The sequence below is a fragment of the Ureaplasma zalophigenitalium genome (genome assembly GCF_025780055.1).
GTDB classification, from domain to species: domain Bacteria; phylum Bacillota_I; class Bacilli_A; order Mycoplasmatales; family Mycoplasmoidaceae; genus Ureaplasma; species Ureaplasma zalophigenitalium.
This window is the reverse complement of the sequence record NZ_JAOXHJ010000001.1, coordinates 1-13,703: the sequence shown is the minus strand read 5'-3', so window position 1 is coordinate 13,703 and position 13,703 is coordinate 1. Positions and strand designations below refer to the sequence as shown.

Here is a 13,703-nt window from a genome sequence, read left to right as displayed (position 1 = left end):
CAAATAAAAACCATAACAATGAAGTTACGGTTTTTATTTATCATCTTCTATGCTTTGTTTTTTTGTAATTCTTTAATGTATTCATCATAACCAATTAAAGAGGCATCTTGTGAGAACTTTCTATCTGCTCCCTTCGGATCAACACGATCTTGGTCACGGAAACGGCGAGATGTAAAGACAATATTTGAAACTAATTCAGGATATTCCTCTCAGTTTTGTGGTTGCATAATATTTCCTTGTTTTGTCAAGTTGTGCACCCCTGAAGTCATTGTATTAACATTTTGTGCGTAAATAATTTTAAGATAAGTGTTTTTTAATTCTTCTACAGACTCAGTCCCTTTGATTTCACCAAAGCGAGGTAGTTCCTTGATCCAATTCCCTGATGTTTCAATTAAATAATTAATACTTGTTGGGCGATCGTGACCAGAAGTACTTAATGCACCCTTAATGTAAAGGTTCGGTTTTAATCCGAGAGTAATTGATTGGTCTAATGTATGGACACTTGTTACTCAGAAATTAATATCTGTTTTGTCGGAACGGTGTTTTTTGTATGGACTACGCCCTTCTTTAAAAACTTTTTTGCCATCAGATGTAGTTGTTAAATCATCTTCAGTAAATAACGGCAAAGGGTTTTGATTAACTTTAAATTTTTCTTTAGCGATTAGTCCGTCTAGTTCATCTTTAGGCATTCCAAATAATTTTGAATATTCACGTAATAATCAATGGATCCCAATAACCCCGTAGGTTGCGATTCATCCTGATCGACCCATAAAGTGAATTTGATCTGTTGAATCTTTTACTAAACGAGCAGGTAAGAAATTTTTTGTTTTGGCTAATTCTTGTTCATATGATTGACCAAGATCACTTTTATATTTTTCAGTTTTTTCACCATCATTATATACATAGATTAAATGATCGAAACTATTAGAGAATGAATTAATTAATTGATTAATTGCTTTGTTTTTGACGTTTACATCTCCGTATGAAGCCTTTCATCCAAAAGAGAATCAGTCATCAAGTAAATCAGCACCGTCATCAGTTTTTGGTGTAGGGAATTTAAGACCTAAACCGGGCAACTCATCATATTCAGGGGAAGTATACAATAATGAATTTTCTGTTGGTTGTAATAGTCCGAATGAATTCATGTTGCTAACATCTAAATCAGAAGGTCCGCCACGAGTAGTGAAACCAACTGTAGTGTTGTTGTCACGCAATTTTTTTCAAAAAGGTGAATTTGCATACATTTTAATATCTTCTTTAATTAATTTAATTTGTTTTTCAGCTTCAAGAGCGAAGGTTGCTTCGTGTTGACCTTTTTCGATCAATGGTTTGAAGGTTGATGATTTAGACAAATCAACAGCTTTATCTAAATCGACAGCAAGTGATTTTAATTGGGCAAACGGGGAGTTTCATCAGCTTCGTCATAATATTTCTGTTTGACCACTATCTTCGTTAAGTCCTTTTTTAGTTAAAATCTCATGAATAATTTTTGATCTATTTGTTAATTTTTTTAATATATTCTCTTCCTTGTTGTTTTTTTTACAACTAGCTGCAACCGCTGCCACTGAGGCTAGAACGGAAATTGTTGCTAAACCAGAAAGTGCGCTAAATAAAATTTTTCTTTTATTAATAGTCATTGGTGACTCCTTTAATACTTACAATATAAAAATTATAGTTTTTGTTATTTTTTTTACTTTCTTTTAGCAAGTTTCTAATACCAAAAAAACGCAAATGTTCCATAAATTTTGCGAATTAAATAAAAATAACAAAATAATGAAAAATAAAAACTACAAAAAATTGTAGTTTTAAATTTTTGATGTTTTTAATTATTCTTTTTTAGAAATTAGAATTATGAAGTAAGGAGAGATTAATAGAGGGACAGCAAGATTAACTCATTGTTCTGGAATGTTGATAATTAAGAACAAGAACCCAAAGGCTGCCATATAAAATGTTGCGCCTAAAGAACTTGATGTGATCATACCTGTCTTATAATTGTGTTTATTAATATTACGAGCAATATTTCCTGCTACTAAACCAACAAAGACCAAGTTTCCGTTTAATGAATAACTTGCACCTACCATCAAACAAATAGCAATTAAAGTTGCTAAAGACACCAAGTTAACTTTAATACCTAATTGGCTAGCGATTTGCTGGTTTGCAACAATAATTTTAATTTTATTAGAAAGAATAGCTACGATAAAGATACCGAATATGATAAGACCTAAAGAGATATAGAAGGTTTTCATAAAATCTCCGCCTCCAACACCAACAGTACCAAATGAAAGATTAGATATTAATATACGACCTAATTCATGTAAGTGTTGAGAAACGATTAAGGCAATCGACGTAGAAAGAAAGTTCACTAAAATCCCTGCGATAATCATTTTCTTAAAATTGAAACTACTCACTTCTTTAGAAGCTACATAGTAGATAATCATTAGGATTAAAGGTGATACAAAATAAAGAAAGGGTTGAAAAGCGATTACGAAATTAAACTTCTCCATACTTACTGTTTGAAACCCGATCATTTGAACGAAAATCATCAAACCAAGCAAATTAATGTTACCGATTCCTAAAATGGATGTATCACTAAAACGATTGTTTGTAAGAGTTTGAATTAAATAACCACTTAATCCCATACAAATTCCCGTTAAAAGAAGTTTACCAACCATTACATGTCGAATTACTTCCTTAGGATCTACCTTCCACCCTTGATTTCAAAAGAAAACTATTAGGAACATGGTACACATTACAAAAACATTGACTGCTGTTTTTATGTAGCTTTTTCGATTTATAGCTTTTAAAGGATTTTTAAAACCCCAAGCTCTATTTCATCTTTTTTTGAATTTATATTCATCTGTTTGCGTAAAATCTAGTGTTGACATACTATTTAACACCCTTTCTTCTAAATAACACATATACGAATGCTGGGATAGCTAAAATAGCAATAATGATTTCACGAGATCCAGCAAAAAATTCAGCTATATAACCAGAGAAAGATAAGATGGCTGAACCAAATAATCCCGCATAGAGCATGGCTGAAGGAACGTTCATACGTTTAAACAATGCTGAGATAATAACGTTAATAACAACTCCAATTAATGCGATAATTCCAATTAGTACAATCGCAGAAACAGTAATAATGACCAGTGAAAAAGCAACTGTTCAATAAATTAAGTTAACGTGAATACCTAAAGATTTAGCTAAAATAAAATCTTTTTTTATTACTGTTAATTTTGAAGACAGTAGGAACAAAATAACAGTTACAACCACCATTAAGATATTACTAGTTAAAAATCTAGTCAATGAAATAGGGTATGGTTTGAAACCAACATAAGAATCAAAGTCACGTCGTAAATCTTCAATCTGCGAAATTACAACAATATTAATAGCAGATACAGTTGCACCAATAGCAAAAGAGATTAAAATAGGACGGAAACTAGCTCCTTGTACATTACCCTTTGTTAGTAAGAAGTTTGTTGTAATTAAAATAAAACAAAAAGCTAAACCAAGTGAATATAAAATTGCAGTTGAAGCTTGTTCTTTAATAGTAATCATATGCGTTGATGTATTTGCCAAAATAATCATTGGTGTAAATCCAAGAGTAGTTGGCCCACTTAATACATTTCTTGATGTAACCGTAATGGCGATGGAAGCAGATGCTATGCAAAAACCGACCAGAAAGTTACTAATTGGGGTATAAGCATATAAACCAATATCATATTGATTGCCTGAAAATAAACGGTTAAGGTTATTTAGTGATTTACCATCAAAGAAAATATTGATGATCAAAAATAAAACACCTACAATTACCGATAAAGCGATAAACATTATTTGTCATTTACCATATTTTACTTTTTTTGGCTTATCAAAAGTATCGTATTTAGGTAGTGAATATTGAAATATAGAAGTTTCAGAAGTATTGTTCGCTGTCAAAGTAAAAATCTCCCCTCTTTTGTTTCATATATTAGTTTACTAAAAATTACTTAAAAAAACATAAAGCAGGTACCAAAAAAGTAAAAAAATTAGGGGGGAATCTATATCAAAAAGAAAAACGAATATGCTAAAATTTAGATATAGTTTACATTTCTAAACAAAACGAGGTAAAAACATGAAAAAAATTAATAAGAAGTTTTTTTTATCGATGTTAGGGGGTATAGCTGTTTGCGGGTTAGCAGCGGGTATAGCTACATCGTGTAAAAACAACAATGAGTTGATCACTGCAGTTAATGAGTACAACAATTACGTAAGTCAAATAAAAACAACAGATTTTTATAAAAAAAATACAGTAAACGCTCAAGAAATAGACAAAATCTTAAAAATAACAAAAGACGAAATCGACAAACATAAAAAAGATGCTAATTTTATAGTTATTTTAAATGACAAACTAAGTTCATTAAAAACTAAGATAGATCCCATGGTGAAAACATTTAATGCTTTTGTTGAATTGAACAAGAAAGTCCAAGTCGGATATAAGAATGCTAATAAAATTTTATTTGCTGATGCAACTGTAGATGGTAAAAATTTTACACTAACTCATCCTGAAGTTAAAATAGAGTTTGTTAAAGCTGACAAAAAAGAAAATAGTATTGTTGTTTCTTACATAATTAAAAATCAAAACAAAGAACAATCAACAGTATTTACAAAAGAAATTCCGTCTTCATTATTTAAAGTGGATTTTGAATCAGCTAACAGGGGTACAAGTGTAACTTATAAAGGTGCGTCTGAAGTAACTTTCACCGATGCATCACTTGTGGTAGATAACTACCAATTAAATGTATCTGATAATACATTCACGATTGCTTTTATTAGTGCTCAAAAAGCTGCGGACAAATCTAGAATAACTGTTTCATATAAATTGAGCAAAAACAATCAAGAACATCAATTTACTAAAGACATTTTAGCAGATGTATTCAAAAAAGAAGCTCCTAAGGTCGAACCTATTGATTTTGAGTCAGCAAACAAAGAGGTGACTATAACATACAAAGGTGCTAATGAAGTTACTTTCACGGACGCTTCAATCGAAGTTAGTAACTACCAATCGAATGTACCAGACAAAACCTATGTCCTTAATGTAAAAGATGTGAAAAAAGACGAGACAAATAAGAAAATAATTGTTTCTTACACGCTAACAAAAAATCTGCAAGAATCAAATGTTTATATTAAGGAAATTCCTGAATCAAATTTTAAATCAAAAAAAACAAGTATGTAGGTTGTTCATTACTAAATAAAAAAATATGCAAAAATAACTTTTATCCCGATAAATAGCTAATATAAATGCTCTTTAGACGTTTAAAAAAATGGTGCAAAAAAATAAACATTTTGAATTATTTTTTATAAAAGTTTTTATGTGTTATTATTAATATGTTTTCTTTTTTAGGGAAACATATTTTTTTATCTTTTTAAAGGAGATTTTGATGCAAAAAACAATTTTACATTTAAACAATATTTCTAAATCTTATGATGATGGTTTTACAGCTGTTCATAACTTTGATTTGGAAATTAAGAAAGGTGAATTTGTTACACTTTTAGGACCAAGTGGTTGTGGTAAAACCACCGTCCTTAAAATGATTGCAGGTTTTGAACAACCTACAAACGGGAAAATTTTGTATAACGGGATTGATATCAAAGATATGTCGATTCGTATGCGACCAACATCAACTGTGTTTCAAGATTATGCACTTTTTCCAAATATGACTGTTGCTCAAAATATTAAATACGGCATTAAATTGATGCGTAAGCCCAAAGAAAATGTCGATCCAAAAATATATGAGGCCGCTGAAAGAGTTTATCAATTAGCAAAGAAAAAAAGTCAAACCAAAATAAAAGAAATTGAACTAAAAAAAGCAAATTTATACAATGATATCAAAAAACTTGAGAGATTTTATGAATCTAATGCTTATTTAAGTGAAATTAAAACTATGCGTAAAAATCAATACGCAGCTTATTTGGATGAGCTAAAAACGAAGAAGAATGATCTAATAACACAATCTAATCTAGAAAATAAGGATTTCTTAATCAAGGAAGTTGATAAAGAAATTAGCTTATTAAAAACAAATTATGAGAAAAAAGTTCGTGTAGACAAAAAATATGATCGTTTAACTTTTAAATATAATGATTTAGATTATTGAAACTCATACTGACAAATCTACCCATCAAACAAAAAAGAAGAGTTTGAAAACAAAAACATTACACGTTTATTAACAAAAGCAGAAATTAACGAAAAAGCTCGACAAATTATTGAATTAGTCGGTTTAACTGAGAAAGTTAATAATTTTCCTAATGAATTATCCGGTGGAATGCAACAAAGAGTAGCTTTAGCTAGATCAATTGTAATTGAACCGGAAATTATTCTATTAGACGAACCATTAAGTGCTTTAGATGCTAAAGTTCGCCAACAATTACAAAATGAATTAAAAAAACTACATGAAACATTGGGAATAACATTCATTTTAGTAACCCATGACCAAGAAGAAGCCCTTTCTTTATCAGACAAGGTTGTAGTTATGTCAAATGGTCAAATTGAGCAAATAGGAACACCATCTGAAGTTTATGATTCACCAAACTCATTATGAACAGCTAACTTTGTTGGTCGTGCAAACATCTTTAATGGTTATTACAAAACAAAAGGAGAAGTTGTTTTTGATGACATATCTTCGACAACAGATGTAGTAGAAGGTTTTGAAGAAAATGAAGAAGTTTACATTATGATTCGACCAGAGGATTTTGATGTGGTACCTAAAGATCAAGGAAGTATTAATGCAACAGTTGAATCAGTTTTATATAAAGGTTTAATGTGAGATATTAAATGTAAATATCAAGACATGATCATTAATGTTGAAGATATTAACAGCTCTGCTGTTGGAGATGTTGTTGGTCTTGATTGAGACGACATAGATGTACACGTAATTAAGAAGGGAGTGAATGATGAAACAACAATTACAAAATAAACGTCAATCATTTAGTTGGAGACGCATTAAACCCTCAAAAGGGTTAATTTTAACGATCCCTTACTTTTTATTAACCATTTTTTTATTTATTGTTCCATTGGTTGTTGTTTTAGTTACAGCATTTAAAGGTGCACAACACCCTAATGTGGGTGAAATGAATGTGGCAGATAACTGAGATGTTTTAACACAAACAATCGGTTTAAAAATCTGAAACACTATTTGAATTAGTTGCTTGTCAACTTTTATTGGCCTATTAATCGCTTTTCCTTTCACTTATTTTTTAGCTAAGGCAAAAAACGTAGTTTTAAAAGTTATTGCTATCGCTTTGATTACAGCTCCTATTTGAATGACTATGTTAATAAAACTAATCGGGATTAAAACATTTCTTGATGTGTTACATGGGCACAACAACTCAACATATGGCCATTTTTATACAATTATAGGTCATGTGTTTATCTATATGCCATTTATGCTTTTACCTTTATATACAGCATTATCACACATGCCCAAAAACTTAGAACAAGCAAGTTATGACTTAGGTAGAGGGCACATATACACCTTTTTTCATATTACCATTCCTTATGTTCGTAATGCTTTGATTTCAGGGGTTACAGTCATGTTCTTATCTTGTTTAACATCTGTAGTAATTTCTGGATTCATGAATATGTCAAACGATTCGGGACTACTTGGCGGATTGATTTTAAACTTAGGTGAAGGGGGTATTTCTAACCCTGCGCAATTAAGTCGTGCTGCGACTTTAACATTGATGATTAGTGTAGTAATTTTGGCTATGTATGTCATTTTCTTAATTATTCCTAAATTAATTATTAAAGCTTATAAAAAAGCTCAAATTAAGAAAGGAGCCTTATAATGTCATATAACTTCTTTTATAAAACACCTAAAAAAAATCTAAGTAAAATCAATAATCAAAACAACCTGTTAGAAAAGGTACAAAATTTTCAAGAAAAGAGTACTTTCGAACAAGTTTCAGCGATGAAAAATATTAACAAGGGTCAATTATTAATTAGTTGACTGCGACGATTTTACATCTTCATTGTTTTAGCTGTTATTTATATCCCTCTGATTGTTATTATTTTCTTAGCTTTCACGCAACCTTCAATACGCGGAAACATTACAACTGCTTTTCAATGAAATGGTGGTGAAAATTTCTTAGAACTAGCAAGTAGTCAATTTACCTCAGCTTTACTAAACACTTTAATCATTTCGGTTATTGTAATCCCTATTTCTATTTTTTTAGGATTAATCACTACCTTTGGTATTTGACACGCGCGTTCAATTTATAAGAAAAGTGTTTTAAATACATCTAAAACAAATATAGCTGTACCAGACATCATTACTGGTATTTCTTTAGCTTTATTGTTTACTTCAACGTTTTTACCATTGGGCATTAATTTCGGTTTCACAACGATAGTTTTAGCTCACATTTCTTATTGCACTCCGTATGCCATTATGATTTTTTATCCGCGAATGATGAAGATGAATAAGAATTTAATCCTTGCTTCTTATGATTTAGGGTATTCAAAAATTCAAACTTTCTTTAAAATTGTCATTCCTCATTTATTGCCCTCTTTATTTTCAGCTATCATTGTCGTGTTTGCAATCACTTTTGACGATTATGCTATTACACGTTTGGTAGGGGGCAAAGTGAATACAATTTCAACAGAACTTTACCAAATGGCTAAAGGGGTCAAGGCCTGAGCTATTGCCTTCGGTGCGTTGATGATTTTATTAACGCTTTTGATTATTATAATCATTGCTATTTATCAGATTATCAAAACGAGCAATCGTAAACGAACAACCAACAAGATTCGCTTATTGGTTTGAAAAAAACAGGAGTAAGCTATGAGTAAAAAATGAATTAAAAAAACACTTTTTGGCTTAGGTTTGAGTGCTTTAGTAATTCCTATTACAACTGCATGTGCAGTTGGGACAAACAAATTTGTCGTAGGTAATTATGATGCTTATGTTGATCCGGATGTAAGTAAGGAACTACAAACTAATTTCAAAACAAACACGAACGGCTTTTTAAGTTATGTTTATTATTCAAATAACGAAATTGTCGAAGGGTATTTAAAATCAAGATCACTGGACATCGCTATTATTTCTCAATATACAGTAGCAAAATTGGCTAAACGAAAAGTGATTAAAAAAATTGATTGATCTAAGTTCGATTTACATGATGCGAACGGGAAATTAATCACTAAAACAGAACAGCTAAAACCATTTTTTAGCGATACAACATGACAATTATCACAAGCGTATAGTGACTATTTGGGTGATTTGGACAACGATCAACAAAACGAGCAATTATTAGATTACATGGTACCTTATTTTTACCAAGACTTAATTTTTGCTTATCGAGGAAAAGAAATTCCAGCATTAAAACCAGAAAACAACCCAACATGAGCAGATATTTTCTGAGCTATTCAAAATGAGGATCGATTTAACCCTGAAATTAAAACAAAGTTGTATGAAAGAGATGGATCTGTGATTTATACTAATGATAATCCTGCGCGTTTAACATTTATTAGTGACCCACGAACTATTTATGATTTAGCACGAATTATGCAAACTTCAGAATCATTAACAGAAAAAGATTATGCTGATTTAGTTAAATGACAAACATGAATTAAGTTAGAAGAAACTAAAGCACATCCTGACTTACAAAAGATAAAAGAGTGAAAACAACTCTTTGCAAACAAAGCACCAAATGTACAAAACCAACCGAAAGCAAGTATTGATGATATAGAAACAACATTTAATGCATTGAACCACTATACAGAAAAATTACCCAAAAACACAATTCGCTTCGATCCTAACTCGAATAATGTTTTAAATAATTTAGCTACTTTAGAAACAGTAGGTGTGATTGGCTATAATGGTGATATTTCATTTGCCTTAAATGGTGGAGAATATGCTGATGTAAAAAAATATGAACAGCTTTTACCAACAACCAAAGATTTCCATTTTGTTCGCCCGCGGTATACATTAAATGTTATGGACGGTTTGGTTATTAATGATTTAATTGATGAAAAACATCTAGACGGAGCTTATGATTACATCAAAAACCTGGTTTTTGAAGGAATTAATGATACGGATAATGATGGTGTTTTACGATGAGGGTTAAATGTTCATAAAGGTTTAACTGATGAAGAAATTAATAAGTATGAATCAACTGATTTAGAAGCCAAAGAAGAAGGTAATATCTTAGAAGACCAATCTTATTTTTATATGCCTATGCGTAATTTTGATTATTTAAATTATACGCCAACACTGCGAGCGGTTTACGAGCATGTTTTAGATATTAATGAAGGTTATTTAGGTAATACAGCTTTTCAAATTGATTTAGTTAAAAACCTAATTGCCAATGAGGATCCAAAGGATTTTATGACGTCAGAAACCTTTGGCTTTGATCCTCGATATTATACAAAACAAGAACGGCAAAAAAAACATACCTTCTTTGATGCATTAGCAGAAATTCTTTACGAAGTATATACAAACAACAAGAAACCCGATGTTGAATTTGTCTATGCGAAAGAATTTTTAGATGATCAAATTAATTGGGAAGAAAATAAAACATCAGTCTTTTTAGCTCTTAAACAATTATTAATCGACTATCAAATTATTGATAAAAAAGTTGATGATCAAGAATTAAAAAATGTATTAGAAAAGAAAATGTTGGCATTTTATACTGATTTGGACGACCAAATAACTGATAAAATTCAGTTAAACAATATTAATAGAGAGATCTTTAACGTACGTTATAACCCTTCTACATTGGAATTCCCGATTAACGACTTGATTCTTTCAAATATTGCTATTGGGTATGACGATTTTGTAGCCAAAAATTAATTTTTATGAAAAGATAGTCTTTAGGGACTATTCTTTTTTATCTATTCCTTTATAATTAATATATTGAATAGAGGGCTAAGAAAATATGATTTACACGTATACAATTGAACAAAAAAGAAAAGTTTTAAATTTTATATCAAAACACTACGGATCACCCGTAAAAATTATTAATTTAAATGACTATAATCGTACCATCCCCATCAATTATGATTTGCTGTTAATAGAAACTAAAAATTCTTATTTATTAATGACTATTGGATTAGGCGCTTTTGACTCTCACAATCATACTGAGGAATCACACGAAAGATCAGAAATTTATTTAGAATTACCCCTTAATTGAGACTTAAACAATCCCCAAAACTATTGAGCAATTAATTTTTTAATTAACATTGTTAAGTATTCATATGAACAGCATTTAACACTGAAGTGATTACAAGTCTTTATTAATCCGAATTATTTTAGTCATTCAAATAAAGTTGCCGGGTATTTAGATCTTCCCTGAAATAAAATTGATGCAAATGATTTTGTGTTAACCAACGATTTTGTTGTTTCTTTTTATCAAGTTGTAATTTTAAGTGATGACGAATTATTCTTTGGAAAAGTTAATAGTTTCAAAGAATTAGCAGAATATTTTGAAAAAGAAGAAAACAGAATTGTTAATTTAAGTCGAAAGTCTTTAATTAAAATTTAGAATCAATGATTAATTATGAAACCAAAATAAATCAAGATTGCATCGTTTTCCTAGATATTGAAGCAACAGGACAAAAAAATCCCGAAATCATTCAATTATGTGGTTATAAAATTCATAATTACAATTTTGATAGACCAATAATTTTTAATCAAAAATATTATTCGAATCAGCAAATCCCTTCAATGTTGAAAAACAAAATAAACTTTAACAAAAACTTTGTTAACTTTAAAGAATACCAGAAAATGAGTCTAAAAAAAGCAGAGGAAATACATGCATTTTTAGAAAATACTATTATTGTTACATATGGAAACTTTGATGAGATTCTTTTAAAGAGATTGTTTGAAAAATATAAATTAGATATTAAAAAGATGTCTTTTTTAGATATCACGCACCTTTTTGAAAATCCTTTAAAAATTAATTATAGTTTGAACGAATTAGCTCAAATTCTTAACATTAAATATCAAACTAATAATTTGCACGATGCCAAATATGATGCTTGGTTATTAATGAAAATAACCCAAGCACTTAATATTAAAAAAATTCAGGAACTAAAAAAAGTCTTGATTTTTTATCCAAAACAAAAAATTAGTTTTAACAATCCCCTAAAGAAATCAATTACTGAAAGACGAAAACAATCATCCACTGCCATGATCATTAAACATTTTGATTTCCAACAAAAGATTTTAGATTATGAAATCTACAATTATAAAAGCAATACCTTTAGCTCCTATAAAATAAGTTTCAATAAAAACAAAGGCGAAAGAAATAAAATTGTTGAAATTTTGCAAAAATATCCCTTGTATATTAGTTTTCATAATAAATCGGGTCTACGTGCGTTGTGTGCTTGGGCAAATAATTTAAACATTGATTTAAAATATATTAATTTATTACATTTACACCGATCAATTTTACCAACTAACAAAAATGTTGATTGGCAAAAAGAAACAGCAGCATTAATTAAATATATAGGCGAATATTTTTATTCTAAAAAAATTCAAGGAACAAAGGAATACTGAATTAAATGTTAAAAATTTTAAAAATTTCAAAAAACGAAGCGGACCAACGTTTAGACCGTTATCTTTTAAAGATGTTTAAAAATGTTAGTCGGTTTAATATATACAAAATGGTACGGACAAAAGATGTAAAGGTTAACAACAAAAAATCTGATATTAAATATATGCTTCAAGTTGGTGATGAGGTGCGTGTTTTTATGCCCGCAGAGCTATTGCAGGAAAATAAAAACCTTGATTTTTTAAAAGCAAAAGATGATTTAGAAGTTATATACGAAGATAATAATATTTTAGTAATTCACAAACCTGTAGGTTTAATAGTTCATGACGATATACACGAACAAGAGGACACACTTGCTAAACGCGTGAAAAAATATTTAGCAAAAACTAAACAATACAACCCTTTTGACGAGTCATCATTTACACCAAGTTTATGCCACCGCTTAGATTTAAACACATCAGGTTTAGTAGTGGCTGCTAAAAATGCCATGGCTTTAAGAAATATTACAGAAATGTTTCAAAAAAATGATGTTGTGCGCAAATACTATTGTTTAACTTATTCTAAAACACCAAAAAACCAAGACTTAATCCAAAACTTTATGTACAAAAAACCGGAAGATAACTTGATGCTTGTACAGGATTTTAAAACCAAAGAAAACAAAACAGCTTTAACCAAATATAAATTCATTAAACAAATTAACAATTATTATTTGTACGAAATCGAACTTTTAACAGGCCGAACTCATCAAATTCGCGCAGTGATGAATTATTTGAATGCTCCCTTGGTCGGCGAAACCCGCTATATTAATAAAAGAATTGATAAAGATGAACGATATCGCCAACAATGCCTAGTTTCTTATTATATAAGTTTTAAAGATCTAGCAAAATACGACCCTGAATTACATTATTTATCTAATAAAGAATTTAAATTGCAAAATATTTGATTTTTGCATTAAATTCTTTTTTTATTTATAGTATAATTTTATTTAGTGTCTTTGATGACAACAATGTTTAAAGAAAAAAATAAAAAAGCTTGACATTGTTTAAAAAAAGCACTATAATAATATGGTGTGTTTAACGAAACACATTATAAAATGATCTTTGAAAACTAAATAGAATCCGTCAATTTTTAAGAGTTTGATCCTGGCTCAGGATTAACGCTGGCGGCATGCCTAATAC

Annotated in this window: 11 protein-coding genes; 8 read left to right on the top strand and 3 right to left on the bottom strand. The window is 29.8% G+C overall.

The annotated features are described in order from the left end of the window. Nucleotides 1-47 precede the first annotated feature (47 nt). The 3 genes from OF365_RS00055 to OF365_RS00045 form a co-directional block, all read right to left on the bottom strand. Nucleotides 48-1,637, bottom strand: coding sequence for a Vmc-like lipoprotein signal peptide domain-containing protein (locus OF365_RS00055; RefSeq protein ID WP_263817589.1), 1,590 nt, complete (start codon nucleotides 1,635-1,637; stop codon nucleotides 48-50). A 189-nt stretch (nucleotides 1,638-1,826) separates the two neighbouring features. Then, nucleotides 1,827-2,885 carry an iron ABC transporter permease gene (locus OF365_RS00050; RefSeq protein WP_263817588.1) on the bottom strand — a complete coding sequence of 353 codons (1,059 nt, stop codon included), beginning with the start codon at nucleotides 2,883-2,885 and terminating at the stop codon, nucleotides 1,827-1,829. Between the two features lies 1 nt (nucleotide 2,886). After that, the gene (locus OF365_RS00045; RefSeq protein ID WP_263817587.1) at nucleotides 2,887-3,936 is read right to left on the bottom strand and encodes an iron ABC transporter permease; all 1,050 of its coding nucleotides are present in this window, start codon (nucleotides 3,934-3,936) and stop codon (nucleotides 2,887-2,889) included. A 175-nt stretch (nucleotides 3,937-4,111) separates the two neighbouring features. On the opposite strand from OF365_RS00045, the gene OF365_RS00040 reads away from it, so the two are divergent. From OF365_RS00040 to OF365_RS00005, 8 genes are all read left to right on the top strand, one after another. Next, nucleotides 4,112-5,212, top strand: coding sequence for a Vmc-like lipoprotein signal peptide domain-containing protein (locus OF365_RS00040; RefSeq protein ID WP_263817586.1), 1,101 nt, complete (start codon nucleotides 4,112-4,114; stop codon nucleotides 5,210-5,212). A gap of 205 nt (nucleotides 5,213-5,417) precedes the next feature. Further along, a complete protein-coding gene (locus tag OF365_RS00035) occupies nucleotides 5,418-6,950 on the top strand; it encodes an ABC transporter ATP-binding protein (RefSeq protein WP_263817585.1) in 1,533 nt (510 codons plus the stop codon). Beyond that, nucleotides 6,925-7,821, top strand: a complete 897-nt coding sequence (locus OF365_RS00030; RefSeq protein WP_263817584.1) for an ABC transporter permease — start codon at nucleotides 6,925-6,927, stop codon at nucleotides 7,819-7,821. Before OF365_RS00035 ends, OF365_RS00030 begins: the two co-directional genes overlap by 26 nt. Continuing rightward, the gene (locus tag OF365_RS00025; protein ID WP_263817583.1) at nucleotides 7,821-8,810 is read left to right on the top strand and encodes an ABC transporter permease; all 990 of its coding nucleotides are present in this window, start codon (nucleotides 7,821-7,823) and stop codon (nucleotides 8,808-8,810) included. The genes OF365_RS00030 and OF365_RS00025 overlap by 1 nt, the downstream gene beginning before the upstream one ends. A 3-nt stretch (nucleotides 8,811-8,813) precedes the next feature. Beyond that, the gene (locus tag OF365_RS00020; protein WP_263817582.1) at nucleotides 8,814-10,823 is read left to right on the top strand and encodes a type 2 periplasmic-binding domain-containing protein; all 2,010 of its coding nucleotides are present in this window, start codon (nucleotides 8,814-8,816) and stop codon (nucleotides 10,821-10,823) included. Nucleotides 10,824-10,908: 85 nt separating this feature from the next. Then, nucleotides 10,909-11,514, top strand: a complete 606-nt coding sequence (locus OF365_RS00015; RefSeq protein ID WP_263817581.1) for a suppressor of fused domain protein — start codon at nucleotides 10,909-10,911, stop codon at nucleotides 11,512-11,514. Between the two features lie 5 nt (nucleotides 11,515-11,519). Next, on the top strand, nucleotides 11,520-12,542 hold the full coding sequence (locus OF365_RS00010; RefSeq protein WP_263817580.1) for a 3'-5' exonuclease: 1,023 nt from the start codon (nucleotides 11,520-11,522) through the stop codon (nucleotides 12,540-12,542). Further along, nucleotides 12,536-13,480, top strand: a complete 945-nt coding sequence (locus tag OF365_RS00005; RefSeq protein WP_263817579.1) for an RluA family pseudouridine synthase — start codon at nucleotides 12,536-12,538, stop codon at nucleotides 13,478-13,480. Before OF365_RS00010 ends, OF365_RS00005 begins: the two co-directional genes overlap by 7 nt. Nucleotides 13,481-13,703: the final 223 nt, after the last annotated feature.